The organism is Streptomyces sp. NPDC060064 (genome assembly GCF_042736455.1).
Taxonomy (GTDB): Bacteria; Actinomycetota; Actinomycetes; order Streptomycetales; family Streptomycetaceae; genus Streptomyces.
On record NZ_JBHWWF010000011.1, the window covers coordinates 90,575 to 116,087 of the forward strand.

21 protein-coding genes, 2 tRNA genes and 1 pseudogene are annotated in these 25,513 nt (G+C 70.5%); 20 read left to right on the plus strand and 4 right to left on the minus strand.

All coding sequences use genetic code 11. The features are described from left to right. Window positions 1–305 precede the first annotated feature (305 nt). From ACFWDI_RS15480 to ACFWDI_RS15515, 8 genes are all read left to right on the plus strand, one after another. Window positions 306–611, plus strand: a complete 306-nt coding sequence (locus ACFWDI_RS15480) for a hypothetical protein (RefSeq protein WP_327324669.1) — start codon at window positions 306–308, stop codon at window positions 609–611. 184 nt (window positions 612–795) lie between these two features. After that, window positions 796–1,986 carry an acyl-CoA dehydrogenase family protein gene (locus ACFWDI_RS15485; RefSeq protein ID WP_385304252.1) on the plus strand — a complete coding sequence of 397 codons (1,191 nt, stop codon included), beginning with the start codon at window positions 796–798 and terminating at the stop codon, window positions 1,984–1,986. Further along, window positions 1,983–2,906: a bifunctional MaoC family dehydratase N-terminal/OB-fold nucleic acid binding domain-containing protein gene (locus ACFWDI_RS15490; protein WP_385304254.1), complete on the plus strand. Its 924-nt coding sequence runs from the start codon at window positions 1,983–1,985 to the stop codon at window positions 2,904–2,906. The genes ACFWDI_RS15485 and ACFWDI_RS15490 overlap by 4 nt, the downstream gene beginning before the upstream one ends. Then, window positions 2,906–3,943: an acyl-CoA dehydrogenase family protein gene (locus tag ACFWDI_RS15495; RefSeq protein WP_385304257.1), complete on the plus strand. Its 1,038-nt coding sequence runs from the start codon at window positions 2,906–2,908 to the stop codon at window positions 3,941–3,943. Before ACFWDI_RS15490 ends, ACFWDI_RS15495 begins: the two co-directional genes overlap by 1 nt. Continuing rightward, window positions 3,930–4,334 (plus strand): MaoC family dehydratase, encoded by a 405-nt coding sequence (locus ACFWDI_RS15500; protein ID WP_385304259.1) that lies wholly within the window; start codon window positions 3,930–3,932, stop codon window positions 4,332–4,334. The genes ACFWDI_RS15495 and ACFWDI_RS15500 overlap by 14 nt, the downstream gene beginning before the upstream one ends. Next, window positions 4,331–5,497 carry a lipid-transfer protein gene (locus tag ACFWDI_RS15505; protein WP_385304261.1) on the plus strand — a complete coding sequence of 389 codons (1,167 nt, stop codon included), beginning with the start codon at window positions 4,331–4,333 and terminating at the stop codon, window positions 5,495–5,497. Before ACFWDI_RS15500 ends, ACFWDI_RS15505 begins: the two co-directional genes overlap by 4 nt. 164 nt (window positions 5,498–5,661) lie before the next feature. Beyond that, complete coding sequence (locus tag ACFWDI_RS15510) at window positions 5,662–6,216, plus strand: SigE family RNA polymerase sigma factor (RefSeq protein ID WP_327324663.1); 555 nt, start codon at window positions 5,662–5,664, stop codon at window positions 6,214–6,216. A 220-nt stretch (window positions 6,217–6,436) separates the two neighbouring features. Then, window positions 6,437–8,083, plus strand: a complete 1,647-nt coding sequence (locus ACFWDI_RS15515; protein WP_385304263.1) for a long-chain fatty acid--CoA ligase — start codon at window positions 6,437–6,439, stop codon at window positions 8,081–8,083. 85 nt (window positions 8,084–8,168) lie between these two features. Here ACFWDI_RS15515 and ACFWDI_RS15520 read toward each other — a convergent pair whose 3' ends face one another. Continuing rightward, window positions 8,169–12,080 (minus strand): PAS domain-containing protein, encoded by a 3,912-nt coding sequence (locus tag ACFWDI_RS15520; protein WP_385304265.1) that lies wholly within the window; start codon window positions 12,078–12,080, stop codon window positions 8,169–8,171. A gap of 169 nt (window positions 12,081–12,249) precedes the next feature. Continuing rightward, on the minus strand, window positions 12,250–12,675 hold the full coding sequence (locus ACFWDI_RS15525) for an SSI family serine proteinase inhibitor (protein WP_385304268.1): 426 nt from the start codon (window positions 12,673–12,675) through the stop codon (window positions 12,250–12,252). A 256-nt stretch (window positions 12,676–12,931) separates the two neighbouring features. On the opposite strand from ACFWDI_RS15525, the gene ACFWDI_RS15530 reads away from it, so the two are divergent. The 3 genes from ACFWDI_RS15530 (at window position 12,932) to ACFWDI_RS15540 (ending at window position 13,808) form a co-directional block, all read left to right on the plus strand. Next, a tRNA-Ser gene (locus ACFWDI_RS15530) sits at window positions 12,932–13,025 on the plus strand. A 195-nt stretch (window positions 13,026–13,220) separates the two neighbouring features. Then, a tRNA-Arg gene (locus ACFWDI_RS15535) sits at window positions 13,221–13,293 on the plus strand. A 95-nt stretch (window positions 13,294–13,388) separates the two neighbouring features. After that, complete coding sequence (locus ACFWDI_RS15540; protein ID WP_385304270.1) at window positions 13,389–13,808, plus strand: DUF5959 family protein; 420 nt, start codon at window positions 13,389–13,391, stop codon at window positions 13,806–13,808. A gap of 16 nt (window positions 13,809–13,824) precedes the next feature. On the opposite strand, the pseudogene ACFWDI_RS15545 reads toward ACFWDI_RS15540, so the two are convergent. Further along, a pseudogene (locus tag ACFWDI_RS15545) lies at window positions 13,825–14,325 on the minus strand (tyrosine-type recombinase/integrase); the annotation flags it as partial. A 94-nt stretch (window positions 14,326–14,419) separates the two neighbouring features. Here ACFWDI_RS15545 and ACFWDI_RS15550 point away from each other — a divergent pair. After that, complete coding sequence (locus tag ACFWDI_RS15550; RefSeq protein WP_385304272.1) at window positions 14,420–15,352, plus strand: hypothetical protein; 933 nt, start codon at window positions 14,420–14,422, stop codon at window positions 15,350–15,352. A 431-nt stretch (window positions 15,353–15,783) separates the two neighbouring features. Here ACFWDI_RS15550 and ACFWDI_RS15555 read toward each other — a convergent pair whose 3' ends face one another. Then, window positions 15,784–16,458: a MerR family transcriptional regulator gene (locus ACFWDI_RS15555; protein WP_385304274.1), complete on the minus strand. Its 675-nt coding sequence runs from the start codon at window positions 16,456–16,458 to the stop codon at window positions 15,784–15,786. Window positions 16,459–16,543: 85 nt separating this feature from the next. On the opposite strand from ACFWDI_RS15555, the gene ACFWDI_RS15560 reads away from it, so the two are divergent. From ACFWDI_RS15560 to ACFWDI_RS15595, 8 genes are all read left to right on the plus strand, one after another. After that, complete coding sequence (locus ACFWDI_RS15560; RefSeq protein ID WP_385304276.1) at window positions 16,544–16,951, plus strand: DUF3291 domain-containing protein; 408 nt, start codon at window positions 16,544–16,546, stop codon at window positions 16,949–16,951. A gap of 162 nt (window positions 16,952–17,113) precedes the next feature. Next, the gene (locus tag ACFWDI_RS15565; protein WP_385304278.1) at window positions 17,114–17,983 is read left to right on the plus strand and encodes a DUF2797 domain-containing protein; all 870 of its coding nucleotides are present in this window, start codon (window positions 17,114–17,116) and stop codon (window positions 17,981–17,983) included. A 121-nt stretch (window positions 17,984–18,104) separates the two neighbouring features. After that, window positions 18,105–18,440: an antibiotic biosynthesis monooxygenase family protein gene (locus ACFWDI_RS15570; RefSeq protein ID WP_385304281.1), complete on the plus strand. Its 336-nt coding sequence runs from the start codon at window positions 18,105–18,107 to the stop codon at window positions 18,438–18,440. Window positions 18,441–18,480: 40 nt separating this feature from the next. Continuing rightward, window positions 18,481–19,401, plus strand: coding sequence for an amidohydrolase family protein (locus tag ACFWDI_RS15575; protein WP_385304420.1), 921 nt, complete (start codon window positions 18,481–18,483; stop codon window positions 19,399–19,401). Between the two features lie 66 nt (window positions 19,402–19,467). Beyond that, entirely contained in the window at window positions 19,468–20,205 is a 738-nt protein-coding gene (locus tag ACFWDI_RS15580; protein WP_385304282.1) for a response regulator transcription factor, read from the plus strand. A gap of 1 nt (window position 20,206) precedes the next feature. Then, window positions 20,207–21,724 (plus strand): ATP-binding protein, encoded by a 1,518-nt coding sequence (locus ACFWDI_RS15585; RefSeq protein ID WP_385304284.1) that lies wholly within the window; start codon window positions 20,207–20,209, stop codon window positions 21,722–21,724. A gap of 25 nt (window positions 21,725–21,749) precedes the next feature. Then, window positions 21,750–23,159 carry a glycosyltransferase gene (locus ACFWDI_RS15590; RefSeq protein WP_385304286.1) on the plus strand — a complete coding sequence of 470 codons (1,410 nt, stop codon included), beginning with the start codon at window positions 21,750–21,752 and terminating at the stop codon, window positions 23,157–23,159. Next, entirely contained in the window at window positions 23,156–25,477 is a 2,322-nt protein-coding gene (locus tag ACFWDI_RS15595) for an ArnT family glycosyltransferase (protein ID WP_385304288.1), read from the plus strand. The genes ACFWDI_RS15590 and ACFWDI_RS15595 overlap by 4 nt, the downstream gene beginning before the upstream one ends. Window positions 25,478–25,513 lie beyond the last annotated feature (36 nt).

The following is a 25,513-nucleotide window of genomic DNA, read 5'->3' on the forward strand; positions in this document are numbered from 1 at the left end:
GCGGTCCGTACCGGGTCCCTACCGGGCCCCCCTCCGGGTCGCTCCTGGGTGCGGCTCGGGTCGGGCTCGGGTCCGTTCCGGGTCTGTTCCGGGTCCGTTCCGCCCCGGGGTGGGGTTCTGTGGGCCGAAGGGGGTTTATCGACATGTCATCACGCTTGAGGGGGAATTGGGGCCTCCGAGGTGGTTCGCCTGGGATTCGGTGGGCAATTCTGATCTCGCGACGTCGTGACCACGATCCGGGGCGGTAGGCCAACTGCCTTGGAACTAGCCGTACTTCTGCAGTTCTGGTTCCTGGAGGAAATGACATGGCAAGCATCCGTACCGCACGCGTCCTCGCCGCTGTCGCCGCTCTGCCCCTCACGGCAGCCCTGTTCTCGGGCATTGCCCAGGCCGACAACGGCGCCTTCGCGGACGACGGATCGAATGCGACCGTGGCCTCGATCATCGGCAGCGGGGTCGGTGGAGACAACTACGGCAACTCGACCACCACTCAGCAGGTGGCGAGCGGTGCAGGCGCGTCCAACCAGAGCAACACCGCGAGCGTGAACGGCTTCGGCTTCACGGACATCGACCAGTCCAACGCCGTGGTGAACTTCACGAATCTCTGGTGACGGCCGGCCCGATGGGGGGTTTGACCAAGGGGTGAACCACTGCCTGCGCGACGGTACTTCGGTGCCGTCGCGCAGGCGGTTGTGCGGGTGGGGTGGTGGGTCTTCATGGCGGTGACCTTGACAGCGGACGCAGATCTGACGGACAGTCAGAAATCCTGATCCGTACGCCCGGGAGGCGGCCGCCGTGCACCTCGCCCCGACGGAGCGGCAGCAGCAGCTGCGCACCGAACTTCGTTCGTACTTCCGCGATGTGATGCCGGACGGACCGCCGCCCGCCGATGACGGAGCGGAGCAGCGCCGACTGCTGCGGCGGATCGGCGCGGACGGCATGCTCGGGCTCGGCTGGCCCGTCGAGTACGGAGGTCGGGGGCGCGGTCCCGACGAGCAGTTCGTCTTCTTCGACGAGGCGTACCGAGCCGGCGCGCCCGTCTCCATGGTGACCCTGAACACCGTCGGACCGACCCTGATGAAGTACGGCACCGCCGAGCAGAAGTCGTTCTTCCTGCCGCGCATCCTCAGCGGCGACCTCGTCTTCGCGATCGGCTACAGCGAGCCGGAGGCCGGGACCGACCTCGCCTCGCTGCGGACGCGCGCCGTGCGGGAGCGCACCGCTGACGCCGATTCCTGGGTCGTCGACGGACAGAAGATCTTCACCAGCAACGGCCAGAACGCGGACTGGATCTGGCTCGCATGCCGTACGGACCCTCAGGCACCCAAACACAAGGGCATCTCGATCATCCTGGTGCCGACCGACGCACCGGGTTTCGCCTGGACGCCGATCGAGACGGTGGGCGGCCTGACCACGACGTCGACGTACTACGACGGGATACGGGTGCCCGCCGCGAATCTGGTCGGCGAGGAGAACGGCGGCTGGGGACTGATCACCAACCAGCTCAACCATGAGCGGGTGGCGCTGGCGGCGATCGGGATGCAGGCCGAGGACTTCTACGAGGCGGCACTGCAGCGCGCGCGTACACCTGATCCAGTGACGGGTGAGCGCCGGATTGACGAGTCATGGGTGCAATTCCGGGCGGCCGAGGTGCACGCCAGGCTGTCGGCAACACGCCTGCTCAACTGGCGTTTGGTGGGGGATGTGGGGGCGGGCCGGCTGGCACCCGGCGATGCGAGCGGCGTGAAATTCGCGGGAACCGAATCCGCCGTGGAGGTGTATCGAATGTGCCAGGAAATCACGGGGGAGGCGGGGCTGATCCGGGCCGGTTCGCCGGGCTCGCTCGACGTCGGTTCGCTGGGGAACGGGGAGCTGGAGCGGATGAACAGAGCGGCGCAGATCAACACCTTCGGGGGCGGGGTGAGCGAGGTGCAGCGGGAGATCGTCGCGACGATGCGGCTCGGCATGAAGAGGGGGAAGAGGTGACCGGAGCGGAAAGGGTGACTGATGAGTTGTACGCACGGCTGAAGGCGTACGAGGGGCGGCCGGCCACCGTCTCGGGCGTGGGCAAGGACCTGGTCAATGAGCCGATGATCAGGCACTGGTGCGAGGCGATGGGGGACGCCAACCCCGCGTACACCGGGCCGGACGCCACAGCGCCGCCGACGATGCTGCAGGCGTGGACGATGGGCGGTCTGTCGGGGCACACGGACCGGTCCCCGGCGCAGGACGAGCTGTTCGCTCTGCTGGACGGGGCGGGGTACACCTCGGTGGTCGCGACCGACTGTGAGCAGGAGTATCTGCGGCCGCTGCGGCCGGGGGACCGGATCACGTTCGACGCGGTGATCGAGTCGGTTTCGGAGCTCAAGACGACGAAGCTGGGCACGGGCCACTTCGTCACCACGCGAATGGACGTCCGGGCGGACGGAGAGCCGGCGGGTACGCACCGGTTCCGGATCCTCAAGTACGCGCCGGCCCGGCGGAAACCGAAGGGGGCGGCCAAGCGGCCGCGGCCGGTGATCAACCGGGACAACGCCGGGTTCTGGGAAGGGGTGGCGGAGCACCGGCTGCTGATCCAGCGCTGCGAGGGGTGCGGGACGCTGCGCTTCCCGTGGCTGCCGGGATGCGGTGCGTGCGGGTCGCCCGCGTGGGACACGGTCGAGGCGAGCGGCGCGGGGACCGTCTACTCGTACGTGGTGATGCACCATCCGCCGTTCCCGGCCTTCGATCCGCCGTACGCGGTTGGGCTGATCGAGCTCGCGGAAGGTGTCCGCATGGTCAGCAATGTGGTCGGCGTGCCGTACGACAAGGTGCGGGTCGGAATGCCCGTGCAGCTGGAATTCCTGCGGGTGGACCAGGAGTTGGAGCTGCCGGTCTTCCGGGCCTCGGACGGGGGTGCGGACTGATGGACTTCACGCCCACGGAGGAGCAGTCCGCCGCGCAGGAGCTGGCGGCGCAGATTTTCGGCGATCTCTCCACACATGAGCGGCTGGCCGCCGCCGGAACCGGGACGGACACGGAGTTGTGGAAGGCGTTGTGTGCGGCGGGGCTGCCCGGGGCCGTCGAGGACATAGGCCTGCTCGGGCTGGTGCTGGTGTTGGAGGAGCAGGGGCGGACCACCGCGCAGGTGCCCTTTGCGGCGACCTGTGTGTACGGAGTGCTGGCCGTGTCCGCGCACGGCACGGACGGGCAGCGGGCCCGAATGCTGCCCGCTCTGCGGGAGGGTGCGGCGGTGGCGACCGGGGCGTTCCCGGCGGGCGGTGCTGTACGGACCGCTGCGCCCGGGCGGTTGAGTGGCTCGCTGCCGTTCGTGCCGTGGCTGCGGGACGCCACCCACGTCCTGGTCCCCGACACGAATCGGGCGCTGTGGCTCGTACGGACCGCCGACGCGGAGGTGACGGAGGTGGAGACCACCGCGCCCTGGGCTGCTGGGCGGCTCGTCCTGTCCGGGACGGCGGGCGAGCGGCTCGGCGGGCCAGGCGCGTACGAGTCCGTACTGTCCCTGGGCCGTACCGCCTTCGCGGGGCTGCAGGCCGGAGTGTGCGCGGGCTCGCTCGCCCGGGCCGTCGCGTACACCTCGACCCGTGAGCAGTTCGGGCGAGCCCTCTCCACCAATCAGGGTGTGCTGCTGCGCGCTGCCGACGCGTACATGGACACCGAGGCGATACGGGTCACGGCCTACGAAGCCGCCTGGCGGCAGGACGAAGGCCTGGACGCGGCCGCCGAGGCGCTGACCGCCGCATGGTGGGCCTCCGAGGCCGGCAAACGCGTCGTCCACGCCGGGCAGCATCTGCACGGCGGGACGGGTGCCGACCTCGATCACCCCGTCCACCGGCACTTCCTGTGGGGGCGCCAGTTGGACGCCTATCTCGGATGCGGTTCACAACTCCTCGCCGAACTGGGCGAGTTGCTCGCAAAGGAGCCATCGCGTGAAAGCCGGTGACGAACTCCCGCCGCTCACCATCCCCATCACCCGCACCCTGATTGTCGCCGGGGCCGTCGCCTCCCGCGACTACCAGGATGTGCACCACGACACGGAGCTCGCGAAGGAGAAGGGCTCCCCGGACATCTTCATGAACATCCTGACCACCAACGGCCTGGTCGGCCGGTACGTCACCGACTGCTTCGGCGAGCATGCGGTGCTCCGCAAGGTCGCCATCCGGCTGGGGGCACCCAACTACCCGGGAGACACCATGGTGTTGAGCGGAGCCGTCACCTCCGTCGACGGCTGCACGGCCCATGTGCGGGTCATAGGGGCCAACGGCATCGGCAACCACGTCACCGGCTCGGTGACCGTGACTCTGCCCGGGATCCTTCCGGAGGGTGACGCATGAGCATCCGCAGCCGGGACGCGCTCGGCGGCCGGGCAGCCATCGCCGGCATCGGGGCGACCGAGTTCTCCAAGGACTCGGGCCGCAGCGAGCTCAAGCTGGCCGTCGAAGCGGTGCACGCCGCCCTCGACGACGCGGGCCTCTCCCCCGCCGATGTCGACGGCCTGGTCACCTTCACCATGGACACCAGCCCCGAGATCACCGTCGCCCAGGCGGCCGGCATCGGCGAGCTCTCCTTCTTCTCCCGTATCCACTACGGCGGTGGCGCGGCGTGCGCCACCGTGCAGCAGGCCGCACTCGCTGTCGCCGCGGGCGTCGCCGAAGTCGTCGTCTGCTACCGGGCGTTCAATGAGCGTTCCGGTCGCCGCTTCGGCTCCGGCGTGCAGCACCGGGAGCCGTCCGCCGAGGGCGCGGCGCTCGGCTGGAACCTGCCGTTCGGGCTGCTCACGCCGGCCTCCTGGGTCGCCATGGCGGCCCAGCGCTATCTCCACACGTACGGGCTCGCGCCCGAGGCGTTCGGTCATGTCGCCGTCACCGACCGCCGCCATGCCGCGAACAACCCCGCCGCGTACTTCTACGAGAAGCCGATCACTCTCGCCGACCATGCCGACTCGCGCTGGATCGTCGAACCACTGCGTCTCCTCGACTGTTGCCAGGAGACGGACGGCGGCCAGGCGATCGTCGTCACCAGCGCCGAGCGGGCGCGGGATCTGCCACAGCCGCCCGCGGTGATCGTCGCCGCCGCGCAGGGCGCCGCCCGGGCTCAGGAGCAGATGACCAGCTTCTACCGCGACGACCTCACCGGCCTGCCCGAGATGGGCGTGGTCGCCCGGCAGCTCTGGCAGACCTCCGGGCTGGCCCCCCGCGACATGGACGTGGGCATCATCTACGACCACTTCACCCCGTTCGTACTGATGCAGCTGGAGGAGTTCGGGTTCTGCAAGCCGGGCGAGGCGGCGGAGTTCGTGGCCGCGGACACCCTGCCGCTGAACACACACGGCGGTCAGCTCGGCGAGGCGTATCTGCACGGGATGAACGGCATCGCGGAGGCGGTCAGACAGCTGCGCGGCACCTCGGTGAACCAGATACCGGGCGCGGCCAGGACCCTGGTCACGGCAGGCACCGGCGTTCCCACATCCGGATTGATCCTGGGCGCGGACGGCTGAGGCGACCGGAATATGGCGGATGCTCCCGTAGCCGTGTCCGATCCCTGAGGGTCTCCTCCACCTTCAGGAGGTGGGGGCAGCACCACCCGTACAACCTGAGGCGGACAACGCTTCGGGACCTGGGGCCGATCCGCGACAGTAGTACCCGCTCCTAGCGTGGACCTATGACCACGCCAGTCTGCACAAGCGCTTCGAAGGCCGCCGCGCCGGTGCCGTCGTATGCGCCCTACTCATCGTTTTCGTCGTATGTACGGGCGCGGGGGCCCGTACTGCTGCGTACCGCCCGCTCGCTCACCGCGAACCCGAGCGATGCCGAGGACCTGCTGCAGACCGCGCTCACCAAGACCTATGTCGCGTGGGAGCGGATCGAGGACCACCGGGCGCTCGACGGCTATGTCCGCCGTGCCCTGCTCAACACCCGCACCTCGCAGTGGCGCAAGCGCAAGGTCGACGAGTTCGCCTGCGACGAGCTGCCCGAGCCGGAGACGGTACCCACGCCCGATCCCGCCGAGCAGCAGGCGCTGCACGACGCGATGTGGCGTGCCGTGATGAAGCTGCCGGACCGACAGCGCGCGATGGTCGTGCTGCGGTACTACGAGGATCTCAGCGAGGCCCAGACGGCCGAGGTGCTCGGGGTGTCGGTCGGCACGGTCAAGAGCGCGGTGTCCCGGGCGCTCGGCAAGCTCCGCGAGGACCCGGAGCTGTCGCCCGTGCGCTGACGCCACGCTGTCGCCGGTGCCCTGCCGCCACGCTGGTGACACGGTCGGCCCCGGGGCACCGCGCCGACACGGCAGGCCCGCGCCGCGTCGGCGCGCCGATGTGAGCTGATCCTGTGTGGCGATTCATTACCCCTGGGTAGTGACATACCGCGCGGTACGTGAGCAGAATCTGCACAACCCTTAACTGCCACGTAGCGCTAGCGCCCACCGGGAGGACGCCGTGCTGAGCACCATGCAGGACGTACCGCTGACTGTGACCCGCATCCTTCAGCATGGGATGACGATCCATGGAAAGTCACAGGTCACCACCTGGACGGGGGAGGCCGAGCCGCAGCGCCGCAGTTTCGCGGAGATCGGCGGGCGGGCGGCCCAACTGGCCAATGCCCTGCGTGACGAACTCGGAATCGTCGGCGACCAGCGCGTCGCGACGCTCATGTGGAACAACGCCGAGCACGTCGAGGCGTACTTCGCGATTCCCTCCATGGGCGCCGTACTGCACACGCTCAATCTCCGTCTGCCCGCGGAGCAGCTGGTGTGGATCGTCAACCACGCCGCCGACCGCGCCGTCATCGTCAACGGCTCGCTGCTGCCGCTGCTCGCGCCGCTGCTGCCGGATCTGCCGACGATCGAGCACATTGTCGTCTCCGGCCCCGGTGACCGCGCCCTGCTCGCCGACGCACAGGCGCAGGTGCACGAGTACGAGGAGCTGATCGCCGGCCGCCCGACCACCTTCGACTGGCCGGAGCTGGACGAGCGCACCGCGGCGGCCATGTGTTACACCTCGGGCACCACCGGCGACCCCAAGGGCGTCGTCTACTCCCACCGCTCCCTCTATCTGCACTCCATGCAGGTCAACATGACCGAGTCGATGGGGCTGACCGACCGTGACACGACGCTCGTGGTGGTCCCGCAGTTCCATGTCAACGCATGGGGCCTGCCGCACGCCACGTTCATGACCGGCATCAACATGCTGATGCCCGACCGCTTCCTGCAGCCCGCGCCGCTCGCCGAGATGATCGAGCGCGAGAAGCCCTCGCACGCCGCGGCCGTCCCCACCATCTGGCAGGGCCTGCTGGCCGAAGTCACCGCCCACCCCCGGGACCTGAGCTCCATGAAGCAGGTCACCATCGGCGGCTCGGCCTGTCCCCCGGCGCTGATGGAGGCCTACGACAAGCTCGGTGTGCGGCTCTGCCACGCCTGGGGCATGACGGAGACCTCCCCGCTCGGCACGATGGCCCACCCGCCGGCGGGTCTGAGCGCGGAGGAGGAGTGGCCTTACCGCATCACCCAGGGCCGTTTCCCGGCGGGCGTCGAGGCCAGGCTGGTCGGCCCCGGCGGCGAGTTCCTGGCGTGGGACGGCGAGTCGGCCGGTGAGCTGGAGGTGCGCGGGACCTGGATCGCTGGCGCGTACTACGGCGGCGCGGGCGGTGACGACTTCAGGCCCGCGGACAAGTTCAGCGAGGACGGCTGGCTGAGGACCGGCGATGTCGGCGTCATAAGCCCGGACGGCTTTCTGACACTGACCGACCGTGCGAAGGACGTCATCAAGTCCGGCGGCGAGTGGATCTCGAGCGTCGAACTCGAGAACGCGCTGATGGCACACCCGGAGGTCGCGGAGGCCGCGGTCGTCGCCGTCCCGGACGACAAGTGGGGTGAGCGGCCGCTGGCGACAGTGGTGCTGAAGGAGGGCTCGAGCGCCGACTACGAGACGCTGAAGGCTTTCCTTGCCGGGAGGCTCGCCAAGTGGCAGCTGCCGGAGCGGTGGGCGATGGTGCCCGCGGTGCCGAAGACGAGCGTCGGCAAGTTCGACAAGAAGGTGATCCGCAAGCAGTACGCGGACGGCGAGCTGGACGTCACCCGGCTCTAGCCGATGCAAGAGCCGCTGGCCGATTGAAGAGCGAGGAAGGGGCGGCAGTCATGACTGCCGCCCCTTTTGCGCTACTTGATGCCTGTCAGTTCGTGCCGATTTTTGCCAGTAGGTCCACGATGCGGGCCTGGACCTCGCTGCTCGTCGAGCGTTCCGCGAGGAAGAGCACCGTCTCGCCGGACGAGAGCCGCGGCAGTTCCGCCTGGTTGAGGCCGGCTGAGGTGTAGACGACCAGCGGGGTGCGGTTCAGCTGGCCGTTCGCGCGCAGCCAGTCGATGATCCCCGCGCGCCGGCGGCGTACCTGCATCAGGTCCATCACCACCAGGTTCGGCCGCATCTGGGTGGCGAGCGTGACCGCGTCGCTGTCCGCACCCGCCCGGGCGACCTGCATGCCGCGCCGCTCCAGCGTGGCCGTCAGCGCGAGCGCGATCTCCTCGTGCTCCTCGATCAACAGCACGCGCGAGGGGTGTTGTTCGCTGTCGCGCGGAGCCAGCGCCTTGAGCAACACGGCAGGATCCGCGCCGTACGCGGCCTCCCGCGTCGCCTGCCCGAGGCCCGCCGTCACCAGCACCGGCACCTCCGCGGCCACGGCTGCCTGGCGCAGGGACTGGAGCGCCGTCCGTGTGATCGGTCCGGTCAGCGGGTCGACGAAGAGCGCCGCCGGGAAGGCCGCGATCTGCGCGTCGACCTCCTCGCGCGAGTGCACGACCACCGGGCGGTAGCCGCGGTCGCTCAACGCCTGCTGTGTGGAGACGTCGGGCGCGGGCCAGACCAGCAGCCGGCGCGGGTTGTCCAGCGGCTCCGGGGGCAGTTCGTCGTCGACGGGCTGCGGATGCGGCCGGTTGGCCACCTCGACCGCGCCGCCCGGGCCGTCCAGCGGCTCGGGTCCCTCCGCGCCCTCGTCGGGCGCACCGATCGCGTACGCCCGGCCCTCGGCCTGGGCGGCGGGCAGCCGCGGCCCGTTCTGCGCGGGGGCCTGCGGGTGCGGACGCGCGGCGGGTTCGGGCCGCTCGCCGTCCGGCGGTGTGGCCAGCTTGCGGCGACGGCCGGCGCCGAGCGTCTGGTTCTGCTGCTGGGCGATCTGCTGCGAGAACGGCACGCCCTGACCGAGCGTGCGCACGCTGAACGCCCGGCCCTGTGTCGAGTCGGCCGAGACCGGTGCCTCGGCGGGCAGGGGCTGCGCGGCGCGCGCGGCGACCGGCTGTGCCGGCACCTCGGCAGGCAGCGGCAGTGGCAGCGGCAGGGATACGGAACCGGTGTTCTGAACGGTCCCCTGCGCGCTCTCCACGGCGGCTTCGCCGTCCGCGGCGGCCGAGTGCTGACCGGCCGAGTGCTGACCGGTCGAGTCATCCGCGGCGGTCGGCTGCCGGCCGCCCGAGGCGATCGCGGCGAGGCCGGTGCCCGAGGAGCCGTTCTCCGCCCATTCCGGCTGCGCGGCGGCGGGCACCTGCCCGGCCGCTTCCGGTGCCTGAAGGGTCTCCGGCGCCCGGCCCGGCAGCGGCTGAACCTCTTCCCTGCGGGCGCGACGGCGGCCCGTCGGCAGGGGATGCTGCTGCGGTGGCGTGTGGTGGTCGGTGCCCGGTTCGGTGCGTACGGCATCGTGCCGGCCCGGCAGCGAGGCGTCCGCCTCACCGGCCGTCGGCGGGATCGGCCGGATCCGGTCGGCCTCGGCCGGCGGGAGCGCGAACGCGCTGCGGCCGGTCTCCACCTCGGCCGGAGCGGCCGCCAGTGCCCGCCTGGCCCGGCGCCCGGCCGGCCGTGCCTCGGCCGGACCAGTGGAGGCGGCAGATGCGGCAACTGGCGCGGCGGACAGCTCGGGCAGCCCGCCCTCGCCACCACGCCGCCCCGACGCGCCCGAACCCTGTGCGTCGACGGGCACGCCCTGCGGGGGTACCGCCTGGCCCAGCGCCGCGCGCCCGGTCGAGGCCGCGCCCTCCGCGGCCGTCACCACCGAACCCTCGGTCGGCTCAAGGGTCCCCGCGACAACGGCGGCAGCCGTCGTCGCCTGCTCGGCCGGGCTCGGCCGCCCGCGTCGTCGCCCGGTTCCGCCACTGCCCGAACCGCTCCCGGGACCGCTCCCCGAACCCGAACCCGAACCCGAGCCCGCACGCGAACCCGAATCCTGGGCCGGGATCAGTTCCTGCTGAGGCTTCTCCGCATGGCCCCGGCGCCGCCCGGTCGGCTGCGCTGCCACGGGGTCCTCCATGGCCACGGGGCTCTCCAGGAACGCGTCCGTAGAGGCTCTGCGCGCGCGCCGCCGCCCGCCGCCCCCGCCGGACGTACCCGGTGCGGATCCCGTCGGCTGTTCCGGCAACGCAAGCACACCGGACTCCGCAAGCGCACCGGTCTCCGGACCGGCCTCCTGCGACGCCGTCACGGTCCCCGCGCCCTCGCCGAGCGGCACCTCCAGGACGTACGCGCTGCCGCTCATCCCCGGCACCTCGTGCGTCTGCAGCACGCCGCCGTGCGCCCGTACGATCCCCCGCACGATCGGCTCGTGCACCGGGTCTCCCCCGGCGAACGGCCCCCGCACCTCGATCCGTACGACCTCACCGCGCTGCGCCGCCGCCACCACGACCGTCGAGTCCACGTACCCGCCGCCCGGGACCACCCGGGCCTTGCCGGTCGAGTCGACCCCGGCCACGTCCGCGACCAGATGCGCGAGTGCCGTCGCCAGCCGAGCTCCGTCCACCTCGGCCTCTATGGGCGGCGCGTGCACCGCGAACTGCGCCCGCCCGGGCCCGATCAGTTCGATCGCGCCCTCGATCCCGGCCGCGACGACCGCGTCGAGCAGCACGTTCGCCTTGTCCAGCTCTTCCGCGCCCGTGTCGAGCCGCTGGAAGCCGAGCACATTGTCGACAAGCGTTGTCATTCGGGCATAACCGGCAGCCAGATGGTGCAGGATCTGATTCGCCTCGGGCCACAGCTGCCCGGCCGGGTCGGCGGCCAGCGTGCCCAGTTCGGCGCGCAGTTCCTCCAGCGGCCCGCGCAGCGACTCGCCGAGCACGGCGGTCAGCTGAGCATGCCGGGCGGCCAGCTCCTCGTACCGCTCAGTGCGCCCCTCGATCTCGGCCGCGTACCGCTCCGACCTGTCCGCCAGCTCTGCCGTGAGCCGCTCGGTCGTCTCCTCGATCTCGGCCGTGAACCGTTCGGTCGTCTCCGCGAGTTCCGCCGAGTGCTGCTGCTCCAGCTCCTCGTACGGACGCCGGTCGGTGAAGGTCATCACCGCGCCGACGAGCTGGTCCCCGTCCCGTACCGGCGCGGTCGTCAGATCGACGGCCACCTTCGAACCGTTCTTCGCCCACAGCACCTGCCCGCGCACCCGGTGCTTGCGGCCGGACTTGAGCGTGTCCGCGAGCGGCGATTCCTCGTACGGGAACGGCTCGCCGTCCGCGCGCGAGTGCAGGATCAGCGGGTGCAGCTCCTGGCCGCCCAGGTCGCTCGCCCGGAACCCCAGGATCTGGGCGGCGGCCGGATTGACCAGGACGACCCGTCCGTCGGTGTCCGTGCCGACGACGCCCTCGGACGCCGCCCGCAGGATCATCTCGGTCTGCCGCTGCGAACGCGCCAGCTCCGCTTCGGCGTCCACGGTGCCCGACAGATCCCGTACGACGAGCATCAGCAGCTCGTCGCCGGTGTATCCGGGGGACGAGGCGTAGGCCTCGTGCCCGTCCTCAAGGCTGGCGCTGGTCACCTCGACCGGGAACTCACTGCCGTCCGTGCGTCGCGCGACCATCCGGGCCGGCTTGGTGCGGCCCCGCTCGTCCGCGGCTTCGGGGCGCCGCATGGAGCCGGGAATCAGCCGAGAGTCGAAGGAGGGCAGCAGATCGAGCAGCCCGCGTCCGACGAGGGCGGTGCCGGGCGTCTCGAAGAGTTCGAGGGCGATGGTGTTGGCATTGACGACCGTGCCATTGCAGTTGACTAGCACGAGCCCGTCCGGAAGGGCGTCGAGTATGGCTGCGAGGCGAGCAGCGCCTCGGGATGGCCTGCTGCTCACGACGACGCTTCCTCCCTGACCTACTGCATATTGCGGACGGGCCGGTCCCATCTTGCTCCTCGGACTTCAGCCTGTCACTGGAGGGAGTCTAAAGGCAGCGGATGCGGACGCGACGGCGGATGAGGGGGAGCTCTCACCAATGTTGTGTGCACACGGCGCACGCCCGGGCCTATGACCTGGTGTTCGGCAGTACCGGTTCGATCGTCCGCCAGCGCGAGATTTCACAGCCGTTGGTCCGGCTGAAGGTGGAGTCGACGCGCCGCCCCTGCCAGGTTCCGATGACGCGTGCGGTGGCCGGCCCGCCCATCTGCTCGGTGCACATTTGGTCCTCTGGCACCGGCGCGAAGGGGTCCTGCCTCTCCCGCGCAAGCTGGTCCAGCCGGTCGCAGGCGGCCTGCGCCGTGGGGTGCGTCCCGCCGGCGGGCCCGCACGCCAGCTCGTACCGTCCGTCGGTCCGCCTGTTCCCGGTCTCGGAGACGATCACGGTCAGTTTGTCCGGCGCCTTCAGCAGCGGAAGGGGCGCGGCGGCGGCGGGCAGGGCGGCGCCGAGCGCGGCGAGGGACGCGGTTGCGGTGAGGACGAGGTGGCGCAGCATGGGTGCTCCTGGAGCTGGAGAGTCACGGGGTCCTGCTGGGACCGAGAGGCCCCGCACTCTCTAACGCTCGTGGCGTCCGGGCGTTGCGCAACCGGACTGCGCTCTTCGAGGGACGTCTCCCGGACCGGCCGGACTCCCGGAGGGGCCGGACTTTGCTCTGCGGCCCACGTCCCTAGTACCGTGGGCAGCGATTGGTGACACCCCGCTGGGCTGTGTCATCATCTGCACGCACCACTCGCGCCCGCGCGGGTGTGCTGGAGGCGTCGCCTAGTCCGGTCTATGGCGCCGCACTGCTAATGCGGTTTGGGTCTTAAAGCCCATCGAGGGTTCAAATCCCTCCGCCTCCGCCAGTTGATCACCGAAGCCCCGTCCTGATGGTCGGGGCTTCGGTCGTTCCGGCAGGTGTTCCGGAAGGTGTTCTGCAGGCGTTTCTGCGGCGTTTTCGCAGGTCAGGATGGGTTTGGTTAACGGATTTCACCTGACGCCGCGGGTCATGTAATGTTGTTCCCGCAACGCCGACCAGGCAGAAAAGCCCGGGACGCCGAGCACTCGTAGCTTAACGGATAGAGCATCTGACTACGGATCAGAAGGTTGCAGGTTCGAATCCTGCCGAGTGCACAGAGTTGAGAGGCCCCCCGGAGAAATCCGGGGGGCCTCTTGCATTGCGCGTACAGCAGCGAAGTACAGCAACCGCGTCAGCCTGAGGGGGAACCATGGCCGAGAGCGCCGAGCTGCTGGAACTGATCCGGCTGGATGACGGGCTGCAGGGCGTCGTCGTCCGACTGCGGTCGACCCAGCCGGGCTACTACGACGCCGAGATCGACATCCGAAGCGACTTCGTGAACGCCACCGTCCGGACAGGATTCGACGCCGAGGACATCGAGGAGTGGGGCGCTCTCCTGGATGCCGTCGAAGACGCCGAAGAAGAGGACGACTCGGTGTTCACGGCCGACTGGCCGAGTGAGGGCCGCTCGGCGTACCTCAGGTTCGTGGCCGACGATCCGTACGTGGTCGAAGTCCACGACGCGCCCAGCACACAGATCTGCGTCCACGTGCCGCTCGACCTGAAGGCTGACTGGATCGCCGAAGCCAGGGACCGACTCGCGGCGGTCCGACGAGCACTCGGGGTATAGGCGCGGGGTCATCCGCGCCCATGGCGTCGGACAGTTTGCCGATCGCGGCGCGTACAGCTTCCTCGCTCGCCTCGGCGTAGACCTCCATCGTCATGGCGATCTGGGAGTGCCGCAGAATGCTCTGGGCCACCTTCGGGTGGACCTTGAGAGCGACCAGCAGCGAACTGCAGGTGTGCCGGGTGTTCCGCAGCGGGATCACGCGAAGGCCGGCACGGCGAGCACGCAGGGCGGACATCCGGGTCAGGTTCCCGGGCTCGATCGGAGTGCCGTACTTCGTCGTGAAGACCACGCCGTGACTGTCCTGCCAGAGCTCGCCCGCGGCTTTCCGGTCGCCGAGCTGCTGCGCACGGCGCATTCTCAGAGCCTTGAGGCACAGGGCGGGCAGCGGCAGGAAGTCGTCTGAGTCCTCGGTTTTGGTCTCGCGGTGGAGGATCTTGCTCCCCGCTCGCTGGATCTGGTGATCCAGGTACAGCTCGCCGGTGTCGAAATCGACGGACTTCCACGTCAGGCCCAGTACGGGGCGTGGGCCGGACGTGACGTTTCTTGATCGGTTTGCGCTGTGTTTCAGCAGGGCCGGTACGGCCGGTCCACGGATCAAGGAAGGAGCGCATGTGCGCTTCACACACGCTGCGTTGACAGTCGGGCTCGCGGTTGCGACGAGCCTGTCACTGGCGGGGACCGCCAGCGCGGGGGGAACGGTGGAGGCGGGCCGGATCACCGCCACGGACTACTCTGCGGGGTCGCCCGCCACCATCGCGCTGGACCCGGCGACCGGCTCCGTCACCGCCACGCTCGCCCAGGCCGCGCAGGACGGGGTCCTCTCGCCCAAGGGTTCCCGGGTGGCGTACATCCAACGCCGGGACACATGCATACCGCAGGCCGAGGGCTGCATGTACGCCCGCGACCTGGTGATCGCCGACACCGACGGCAGCGACCGGCGCGTCCTGGCCGAGGGCGTCCAGCCCGAAGACGCCACCGCGCCGTACGTCGGACACCCTGACTGGTCCCCGAGCGGTAAGCGGATCGTCTATGACAGCCCACGCGGCCTGGAGTGGATCGCCGCGGACGGCACCGGTGCTGAGGTGCTCACCTCCGGCAGCCGCGGCACGTTCTCCCCGGACGGCCGGAGCATCGCCTTCCTGAAGGCCACCTCGTACGAGACGCCCAGCGGCTGGGAGTACGGCTCCGACGTCTACATCCTGGACCTGGCCACCCGCGAGGTCCGCGCCGTCACAACCGACCATCAGGCATTGTCGACGCCCGCCGACTGGTCCCCCGACGGACAGCGCGTCGTCCACTCCACGGGGCACGGTCTGCGCATCACGGACGTCGCGACCGGCGCCGCCACCGAGCCGCAGTGGCCGATGCCCCTCTCCGGCATCCAGAACCCGGTCTTCGCCCCCGACGGCAACCGGATCGCCTTCACCGCCGTCGACGACTTCGCCGGCACAAGTGGCGCCTATGTCGTCGACGCCGCCGATGGCGGGAACCTCCGCGTGCTCACCGACCGTCCCGTGACCCTCACGGACTGGCTGGCCAACTAGGGTCGCAGGACCCCGGCCCCGGCAGGCTTCGGCGGCCGTCCGTCCCGGTGGGCGTGCGGCCGCCGACAGTACGATCGGCGCATGATGCCACGAAGGGCCAATGCCGCGTAGGTCCTCCCCGCATGCGCTTCGGGTCAGGTCGCCCGATCGCCAAAGGCGCAGTCGGATCAGCACGTTGCTCATCGGCACCTGCCCTGGGCCACCTGAAGGCACTGCCACGCACACGTACCTTTTGTCGACGGCCTCGACTTGATCGCGCGCAGCGACAGAAGGGTCGTGGGCATGCAACCGGAGCAGCTTCTCCGGCCCGGTTGACCGCTCTACCCGAGATCGAGCGAGCGTACTCCGTCGAGAAATCGACGGGGCCTCTCGCCTTTGGCCTTTGCTCCGACGGTGGCGGCTGACGGCAACCGCCCTCGCGGGTCCCCTCGTCAGCCGCCGTACCTTTTGGCCGACTCGTCCTCCTGTGCGAGGCGTCGCAGCGCCAGGAGTGCCGGCTCCAGCAACACGGTCAGCAGCAGGGCTCGTTCGGCCTGTTCCAGGGGGTCGGTGGTGTCGTCCAGTTGATCGAGATCGTGGGCGGCGGTGCGCTCGGCGAGGGTTGCGTAGGGGAGAAGGGACCGCCAGTCGTAGTCGACTCCGAGTGATCGCAAGGTCTCCAGGGTTTCGGCGATGACGCTCTTGGCCGGGGCGTGTTCCGAGACCTGCCAGCCCATTTCCGTCAGCAGCGCATCCGCGGCGGCGATGCCGGGCCGGTCGTTCTCCTCCGCGGACGCGGACGCGGACGCGGACGCGGACGCGGACTCGGACTCGAGATCCGGCTCCGGCTCGGTGACCGGTCGGGCGCCGAGGACGAGGCCGAGCACCTGGTGGGTGTCGGCTTCGTGCTCGGACACCGCACTCAGCAGCTCCCTGGTGGCGTTGACCGACAACCCTCGTACTCCGATGAGGGCGCGGATCAGCCGGAGGCGGCGTACGTGCGACTCCTCGTACTCGGCCTGGGTCGCGGCTGTCGCCCGTCCGGGCGGCAGTAGTCCCTCCCGGAGGTAGTGCTTGATCGTCGTGATCGGCACCCCGCTGCGGCGGCTCAGCTCGGAAATTCGCACTGTTCCCACTCTCGTCTGGCTATTAGAGAGTGTCACTCTCTAATATGGATAGTGTCACTGCCTATCCATGAAGGCGAGAAGTGTCATGCCCACACTCCCTTGGGTCACCCCGAACCCTGCCCCGCCAGGCGCTCAGGCCTTCGTCATGGCCTCCCGCTTCGAGGTGCGCTCCCTCGGGGACGTGCCGCGTTTCTTCTGGAAGTCGCTCGCCGCGTGGCGGCAGGTGCGGTCCGCGCCGGGAGCCTTTGGTGCTTCCCTCATCGCCCGGCCGACGAAGCGCGTCTTCTTCACGCTGTCCGCGTGGGAGAGCCGGGACGTCCTCTACGCGTACGCGAGGACCGAGCCGCACCGCGGGATCATGACCGGGCTGCGCGCGACCATGCGCAGCTCGACCTTCACGTTCTGGGAAGTCCCGGTGGAGCAGTTGCCGATCCGCTGGGACGAGGCCAAGCGGCGCATCGCGGAGCAGGCGCGGACCGACGGCGGAGCCTGACGTCGGGTGCTCGTCCTGGCCCGTCTGCGCCGAGGCTCGGCGGCGGCGAGTTCCGGCCACAACTGAACAGGTGTTCAGCCCATTGCGGGTCGCGGCCGGCGTTACCACGGCCGCGGTCCGTGCGCTCCGGTAGCGTCCCCGTATTCGGCCGGAGGTGTGTGTATGGCGTGGCGGTGTGCGGGGCTCGGCTGGCCCCGCGGTACGCGGATGCCCGTGCTCGAGTGGGAGGGCGGGCGGATCAGTCCGCTCACCGCCGGGAAAGAGCTGGGCTTCCGGGCCGAGGGGCAGCGGCGGTGTGTCGGAGCGCGGGGGAATCCCTGCCCCCTGCGGGCCGTCGTGTCCGGTCGGGCGACGCAGGCGCGGTGTGCGGAGTGTGCGCGGCTGGACCGGGCGCACTCGGTGGCCGCCGACACGATCGCCGATGACCCGCGGACGTACCGCGTGTATCTCGCCTGGTTCGGTCCCGGCATGGTCAAGGTAGGGATCACCGCCGAGGAGCGCGGCGCGGCGCGGCTGCTGGAGCAGGGGGCCGTGGTCTTCAGCTGGCTGGGGCGCGGGCCGCTGATGGCGGCGCGGCGGACCGAGGAGCTGCTGCGTACGGCGCTGGGCGTGCCGGACCGGATTCCGTACGCCGACAAGCGGGCGGTACGTGCCGCGCTGCCGGGCGCGGTGGAGCGGGCCGCGGAGATCGAAGAGCTGCACCGGCGAGCGGTCGGCCTTGGCGGGTGGGCGGAGTCGCTGGAGCGGATGGACTTCGAGGCGGTCGATCACGCCGAGGTGTTCGGGCTCGAGGGGCTGCCGGCCGCGACCGGGGTGGTGCGCGAGCTGGTGGACGGCGGGGTGGTCGCGGGGTTGCTGGTGGCGGCCGCCGGGCCCGATCTGCATCTGCGGACGGCGGGTGACGGTCTTGTCGTGGTCGATTCGCGGCTGATGACCGGGTGGGCGCTGGTGGGGGCCGAGTGCGATGCGGGGGTGACGGTGCCCCTCACCGGGAAGGGCGCTCCCGGTGCAGTGCAGGACGGGCTCTTCTGACGGCTGATTCCGGAGGGTCTGCCGATTCGTGCGACCCGAAGGTCAAATGTTGGATCCCGTATGGATCCCTTCGAGCAATGAGTCTGGACACCTCCGTGCCCGGGAACGGAAGGTGAGTGTCATGAGCATCAAACCTGTCGCGGCACATGAACCGCCCTACTACACCGTGGTCTTCACCTCGGTTCAGACGGAGCGGCCCGAGGGATACGGCGAGACCGCCGAGCGCATGAAGAAACTGGTGGAAGAGGTCCCCGGGTTCCTCGGGTACGAGTCGGCGCGGACACCCGGCGGGCTCGGGATCACCGTCGGGTACTTCAGGGACGAGGAAGCCATCGCCACCTGGCAGCGGAATCTGGAGCACCAGGCCGCGCAGAAGCGCGGACGGGCCGAGTGGTACGAGAGCTACAGCGTCCATGTCGGCAAGGTCGAGCGGAGTTACGGTTTTGAGCGGGACTGACGGGACTGACGGCCGGATCGAGGGCTCGAACGAAGGCCGGATCGAAGGCCGGATCGAGGGCCGGACCGAGGGTTCGAACGACAACGAGACGGCGGACGTACGGAGGTTCTGGGGGCGGCTCCGGCTGCCCGGCCTTGTCGACGTCCACACGCACTTCATGCCGGAGCAGGTCCTCAGGAAGGTGTGGGCCTACTTCGACGCCGCCGGACCGCTGACCGGCCTGGAGTGGCCGATCACCTATCGGCACGAGGAAGAGCGACGGGTCGCTGTGCTGCGCGAGTTCGGGGTGCGCTCCTTCACCTCGATGCTCTACCCGCACAAAGCCGGGATGGCCGCCTGGCTCAACGGCTGGGCGGCGGAGTTCGCGGCGCGCACACCGGACTGTGTGCATACGGCGACCCTCTTCCCGGAGGACGGCGTCGAGCGCTACGTACGAGAGGCGGTCGAGACCGGCGCGGGGATCTTCAAGTCGCATCTCCAAGTCGGTGCGTACGACCCCAATGACGCGCGGCTCGATCCCGTCTGGGGGCTGCTCGCCGAGGCCGGGGCCCCCGTGGTGATGCACTGCGGTTCCGGGCCCGCGCCCGGCAAGCACACCGGGCCCGAGCCGGTGGGCAGGCTGCTCGCGCGGCATCCCCGACTGCGGCTGGTGGTCGCGCACATGGGAATGCCGGAGTACACGGACTTCCTGGATCTCGCCGAGCGGTACGGCGAGGTGCGACTGGACACGACGATGGCCTTCACGGACTTCAGCGAGCGGTTCGCGCCTTTCCCGGAGCGGGAGCGGGCACGGCTCGCCGACCTCGGCGACCGGATCGTGCTGGGCACGGACTTCCCCAACATCCCGTATCCGTACGTCCATCAGCTCCACGCGCTCGAAGGCCTCGGGCTCGGGGACGACTGGCTGCGAGCCGTCTGCTACGAGAACGGCGCCAGGCTGTTCGGCCTTCCGCACTTCTAGCGCATTCTCAGGAAATTCACAGGAAGTGGAAAGGACCTTCTCAGGGCGGGGTCGCAGGGTACGAGCATGACCGCGACCTCGCCCCATGGGCGTACCGAAATGCTCAGGCCGGACGGCAGCCCCGTCCGCGTACTCGTCGTGGACGACGAGACAGCGCTGAGCGAGCTGCTGTCGATGGCCCTGCGCTACGAAGGGTGGGAGGTGCGCAGCGCCGGCGACGGCACGGGCGCGGTGCGCACGGCACGCGACTTCCGGCCCGACGCGGTGGTCCTGGATGTGATGCTGCCGGACATGGACGGGCTGGCCGTGCTGGGGCGGCTGCGCCGCGATCTGCCCGAGGTGCCGGTGCTCTTTCTGACCGCCAGGGACGCGGTCGAGGACCGGATCGCGGGGCTGACGGCGGGCGGCGACGACTATGTCACCAAGCCGTTCTCGCTGGAGGAGGTCGTGGCCAGGCTGCGCGGGCTGATCCGGCGCTCGGGCGCGGCGACCGTACGGAGCGAGTCGATGCTGGCGGTCGGCGACCTGACGCTCGACGAGGACAGCCATGAGGTCAGCCGCGGCGGGGACTCCATCCATCTGACGGCGACCGAGTTCGAGCTGCTGCGCTTTCTGATGCGCAATCCGCGGCGCGTGCTGAGCAAGGCGCAGATCCTCGACCGGGTGTGGTCCTACGACTTCGGCGGCCAGGCCAATGTGGTCGAGCTGTATGTCTCGTATCTGCGGAAGAAGATCGATGCGGGGCGGCCGCCGATGATTCACACCAGGCGCGGTGCCGGGTATCTGATCAAGCCCGGTGAGTAGCTTGAGCGGTTTGAGGGGCCGCAGATGGTCGCTGCGGACCCGGCTCGTGGTCTCGGCGGTGACGCTGATCGCGGTGGTGGCGGCGGTGATCGGCACGGTCACGACCATCGCGTACCGCACCTACTTGTACGGCCAGTTGGACATCCAGCTGCGCAACGTCGCGATCCGGGCCGCGGGCCCGCCGGACATGGGCGGCGGGCGGTCGCCCATCGATACGCTGTCCAAGGATCCGCTGGGCTTCGTCAACGGCGGCGGTATGCCGGTGGGCACCGTCGGCGCCCTGGTTGCCGAGGACGGCAGCATCGACCGGGGCGTGGCCAGCACCGAGCAGGCGTCGAAGGGTCTCGCGCCGCAGGTGAGCGCGCTCACCGTGGCGCAGGCCGAAGGCCTGGCGGAGGTACCGCGCGACCGCAGTGAGCACACCACGGAGCTGACGGGCCTGGGCGAATACCGGGTCACGTACATCACCGGGAGCCGCGGTTCCTTCCTCGTCGGGCTCCCCACACGAGAGCTGCAGGACGCGCTCGGCACCCTCGTAGTGGTCGAGGTCTGTGTCACCGGCGCCGGACTGATCGCCGCCGGGATCGCCGGCGCCGCCCTGGTCGGCGTCGCGCTGCGGCCGCTACGGCGGGTCGCCGCCACCGCCACCCGGGTCTCCGAACTGCCGCTGCACAGCGGTGAGGTGGCCCTGCACGAGCGGGTCCCGGCCGCCGAGGCCGATCCTCGGACCGAGGTCGGGCAGGTCGGCGCCGCGCTCAACCGGATGCTGGGGCACGTCGGTTCGGCGCTCGCGGTGCGGCAGGAGAGCGAGACACGGGTGCGGCAGTTTGTCGCGGACGCCAGCCACGAGCTGCGTACGCCGCTGGCGTCGATCCGCGGGTACGCCGAGCTGACCCGGCGCGGACGGGAGGAGGTCGGCGCGGACACCCGGCACGCGCTGGGGCGGATCGAGGCCGAGGCGACCCGGATGACGGGCCTGGTGGAGGACCTGCTGCTGCTCGCGCGGCTCGATGCCGGACGCCCGCTCTCGTACCAGAGCACTGATCTCTCCCCACTCGTCGTGGACGCGCTCAGCGATGCGCGGGCGGCGGGCCAGGACCACAAGTGGCTGCTCGAGCTGCCGGTCGAACCCGCGACCGTACGCGGCGACGGCGCCCGGCTCCATCAGGTGCTGGTCAATCTGCTGGCGAACGCCCGTACCCACACGCCACCCGGCACCACGGTCACCGCGCGGATACGTGTCGGCGGGCCGAAGGTCGTGCTGGAGATCGAGGACGACGGGCCCGGCATCCCGCCCGAGCTGCAACCGCACATCTTCGAACGGTTCGCGCGTGGCGACGCGTCCAGGTCCCGGGGCGCCGGAAGCACCGGTCTCGGCCTGGCGATCGTGCAGGCCGTCGTCACCGCGCACGGCGGCACCGTGACGGTGTGGTCCCGGCCCGGTCACACCGTCTTCGCGGTGGAACTGCCCGCCGTGTACGACTCACAGACGGGGCACAGGCGCATCACACAGATGTGACAGCGCGCCCGCCGAGTGTCGTTCCATGCGAACCGACACCCCAAGGGGGACTCTGCCGGCCCGGGAGCATCTGCTCGCCGCCGCGGCCGGACTGCCCGTACTCGATGTGGTGATCCCGGTCTACAACGAGGAGGCCGACCTCGAGCGGTGCGTGCTGCGACTGCACGACCACCTTGCGCGGACCTTCCCGTACGGCTTCCGGATCACCATCGCCGACAACGCGAGCACCGACCGCACGCCCGAGGTGGCGGCGTGGCTCGACGACACGATCGCCGAGGTGCGGTCGTACCGGCTGGAGGAGAAGGGGCGGGGGCGCGCGCTGCGCACCGTGTGGTCGCACTCCGACGCCCCCGTACTCGCCTATATGGATGTGGATCTGTCGACCGACCTCAACGCACTGCTGCCGCTGGTCGCGCCGCTGATCTCGGGGCACTCGGACCTGGCGATCGGATCGCGTCTCGCGCGGTCGTCGCGGGTGGTGCGCGGCCCGAAGCGGGAGTTCATCTCGCGCGCCTACAACCTGATTCTGCGCGGGTCGCTTGCCGCGCGGTTCTCCGACGCCCAGTGCGGATTCAAGGCGATACGGCGGGAGGTCGCCGAGCGGCTGCTGCCGATGGTCGAGGACACCGGATGGTTCTTCGACACGGAGCTGCTGGTGCTGGCGGAGCGCGCCGGGCTGCGTATCCATGAGGTGCCGGTGGACTGGGTCGACGACCCGGACTCCACGGTGCACATCGTGAGCACGGCGACGGACGACCTCAAGGGCGTGTGGCGGGTGGGTCGGGCGCTGGCGGTCGGCGCGCTGCCGCTCGACCGGCTGGCGCGGCCCTTCGGCGACGACCCGCGGGACCGGCAGCTCAGCGGAGTGCCGGGCGGTCTGGCCCGGCAGCTGGTCGGTTTCTGTGTGGTGGGGGCGCTCTCCACGCTCCTGTATCTGCTGCTGTATTCGCTCTTCCGGGCCGGCGTGGGGCCCCAAGTCGCCAATGCGGGCGCGCTGTTGGTCTCCGCCGTCGCGAACACGGCAGCGAACCGCCGGCTCACCTTCGGCGTACGCGGCCGGGACCGCGCCGTACGCCATCAGGCGCAGGGCCTGGTCGTGTTCGGCATCGGGCTCGCGCTGACCAGCGGTTCGCTGGCGGCCCTGGACGCGGCCGCCGGGAGCCCCTCCCACAGCACCGAACTCGCGGTCCTGATCGCCGCGAACCTGGCGGCGACGGTGCTGCGGTTCCTGCTGTTCCGGGCGTGGGTCTTCCCGGACCGGCGCGATGCGCCTGCGGCGGACGAATCCGCGACCGCCCTGCCCGTGACCTGCCAGACCCAACACCTGTACGACACTGCCGACTTCCGCGCCGGTGAGGCCGCGGACCGCACGTGGGACGTGACGACGCAGCTGCGCGTCGTCCCGCAGGACAACGACCAGAGGAACGCACGATGACCACGTCGCACGACAGCCACGCGTACCCGCCACCGGGGAGCCCGCCCGGTCTCTCGCCGCAGGCGGTGGGGCTCGCGCCCGACGCCGCCCGGCCCGCGCCCGATGCCGCCCGGCCCGCGCCCGGCGCAGCCCCGCTCCCGCCCGGCGCCGACCAGCAGGAACTCGGCGGGCACCGCCGGGCGGGCGGGCGCATGGCCCGGATCTGGCGCGGCCGGGAGGAGGACGCCCCATGGGTGCGGCCCGCCTTTCTCGCGATCCTCCTCGCCACCGCGCTGCTCTACGTCTACAACCTGAGCGCGTCCGGCTACGCCAACTCCTTCTACTCCGCCGCCGTGCAGGCGGGCAGCGAGAGCTGGAAGGCCTTCTTCTTCGGCTCGTCCGACGCCGCGAACTCCATCACCGTCGACAAGCCTCCGGCGGCACTGTGGCCGATGGCCCTGTCCGTACGGCTCTTCGGGCTCGGCTCCTGGCAGATCCTGCTGCCCGAGGTACTGATGGGCGTCGCGACGGTGGGCGTGGTGTACGGGGCCGTACGCCGTCGTTTCACGCCCGCGGCCGGGCTGATCGCGGGCGCGGTGCTGGCACTGACGCCCATCGCCGCGCTGATGTTCCGCTTCAACAACCCGGACGCGCTGCTGGCACTGCTGATGACGGTGACCGTGTACTGCGTGCTGCGCGCGCTGGAGGACGCGCGGACGAAGTGGCTGGTCTGGGCGGGCGTCGCGGTCGGCTTCGCGTTCCTCACGAAGACGCTGCAGGCGTTCCTGATCCTGCCGCCGCTGGCGCTGGTGTACGCGGTGTGCGCGCCGACGACCGTACGGCGGCGGCTCGGCCAACTCGCCCTGGCAGGGCTGGCGATGGTCGTCGCGGGCGGCTGGTGGGTGGCGATCGTCGAGCTGTGGCCGGCGGCGTCGCGTCCGTACATCGGCGGCTCGCAGAACAACAGTTTCCTGGAGCTGACCTTCGGCTACAACGGCCTCGGCCGGATCAACGGCAATGAGACCGGCAGCGTCGGAGGGGGCGGCGGAGGAGCCGGCGGCCGTGGTGGCGGTGGCTGGGGCGAGACCGGGATCGACCGGATGTTCAGCGCCGGCATCGGCGGCCAGATTTCCTGGCTGCTGCCCGCAGCGCTGCTGCTGCTCGTCGCGGGGATCGTCGTCACCTGGCGCGCCAGGCGCACGGACACGGCGCGCGCGGCTTTCCTGGTCTGGGGCAGCTCGCTGCTGATGACCGCGGGAATCTTCAGCTTCATGGCCGGGATCTTCCACGAGTACTACACGGTGGCGCTGGCGCCGTACATCGCCGCGCTCGTCGGCATGGGTGCCACGGTGCTGTGGGAGGAGCGGACGAAACTGCTCGGCTCGGCGGCGCTGGGCGGCACGGTCGCGGTGACGGCGTACTGGTCGTACACGCTGCTGGGACGCAGCACGGACTATCTGCCGTGGCTGCGCTGGGCGGTGCTGATCGGCGGTCTGGCGGCGGCCGCGGGGCTGCTGCTCGCGGGCCGGATGGGCCGTCGACTGGCGCTCGGTGCGGCCGGACTGGGGATCGCGGTCTCGCTGGCGGGCCCGCTCGCGTACTCCTTCACCACGGTGAGCGAGGGCCACGCCGGTTCGATCGTGACGGCGGGGCCGGCGGTCGCGGGCGGCCGGGGTGGCCCCGGCGGCGGTGGCGGTCCTCGGGGCGGCGGTGACGGCGGCGGCCTGATGCAGCCGCCGGGGCAGCAGGGTCAGGGTCAGGGCCAGGGGCAGGGTCAGCAGGGTGGTCCCGCCGGCGGTATGGGGCAGCCTCCGACCGGCGGTCAGATGGGTCAGGGCCAGGGCCAGGGCCAGGGCCAGGGTCAGGGGCAGGGTCAGAGCCAGGGCCAAGGTCAGGGCCGGCTGCCCGGCGGCTTCCCCGGTCAGGGTGAACGCGGCGTCGGCGGCGGAGGCGGTGGCATGGGTGGCCTCCTCCAGGGCGCGAATGTCAACTCGGCGGTCGAGGCCAAGCTGAAGCAGAACGCCGACGACTACACCTGGGCCGCCGCAGCCATCGGCTCCCAGAACGCCGCCGGCTACCAGCTCGCCACCGAGAAGCCGGTCATGGCGATCGGCGGCTTCAACGGAAGCGACCCGTCCCCGAGCCTCGCCCGGTTCAAGCAGTACGTGGCCGACGGGAAGATCCACTACTTCATCTCGAGCGGCAGCGGCAGCGGCGGTGGCATGGGCGGCGGCCCCGGTGGCAACTCCAGCTCCGGGATCACCTCCTGGATCGATTCCACCTTCACCAAGGTCACCGTGGGCGGCACGACCCTCTACGACCTGACGGACAAGAAATAGTCCTATACGGCGTATGAGGAATCCTTGTACGGTGTT

What these genes read in the sequence shown, in the direction of transcription:
- ACFWDI_RS15480 (WP_327324669.1), top strand. Translation starts at nt 306, where the DNA reads ATGGCAAGCATCCGTACCGCACGCGTCCTCGCCGCTGTCGCCGCTCTG.
- ACFWDI_RS15495 (WP_385304257.1), top strand. Translation starts at nt 2,906, where the DNA reads ATGGACTTCACGCCCACGGAGGAGCAGTCCGCCGCGCAGGAGCTGGCG.
- ACFWDI_RS15505 (WP_385304261.1), top strand. Translation starts at nt 4,331, where the DNA reads ATGAGCATCCGCAGCCGGGACGCGCTCGGCGGCCGGGCAGCCATCGCC.
- ACFWDI_RS15510 (WP_327324663.1), top strand. Translation starts at nt 5,662, where the DNA reads ATGACCACGCCAGTCTGCACAAGCGCTTCGAAGGCCGCCGCGCCGGTG.
- ACFWDI_RS15525 (WP_385304268.1), bottom strand. Translation starts at nt 12,675, where the DNA reads ATGCTGCGCCACCTCGTCCTCACCGCAACCGCGTCCCTCGCCGCGCTC.
- ACFWDI_RS15540 (WP_385304270.1), top strand. Translation starts at nt 13,389, where the DNA reads ATGGCCGAGAGCGCCGAGCTGCTGGAACTGATCCGGCTGGATGACGGG.
- ACFWDI_RS15560 (WP_385304276.1), top strand. Translation starts at nt 16,544, where the DNA reads ATGCCCACACTCCCTTGGGTCACCCCGAACCCTGCCCCGCCAGGCGCT.
- ACFWDI_RS15565 (WP_385304278.1), top strand. Translation starts at nt 17,114, where the DNA reads ATGGCGTGGCGGTGTGCGGGGCTCGGCTGGCCCCGCGGTACGCGGATG.
- ACFWDI_RS15570 (WP_385304281.1), top strand. Translation starts at nt 18,105, where the DNA reads ATGAGCATCAAACCTGTCGCGGCACATGAACCGCCCTACTACACCGTG.
- ACFWDI_RS15580 (WP_385304282.1), top strand. Translation starts at nt 19,468, where the DNA reads ATGACCGCGACCTCGCCCCATGGGCGTACCGAAATGCTCAGGCCGGAC.
- ACFWDI_RS15590 (WP_385304286.1), top strand. Translation starts at nt 21,750, where the DNA reads ATGCGAACCGACACCCCAAGGGGGACTCTGCCGGCCCGGGAGCATCTG.
- ACFWDI_RS15595 (WP_385304288.1), top strand. Translation starts at nt 23,156, where the DNA reads ATGACCACGTCGCACGACAGCCACGCGTACCCGCCACCGGGGAGCCCG.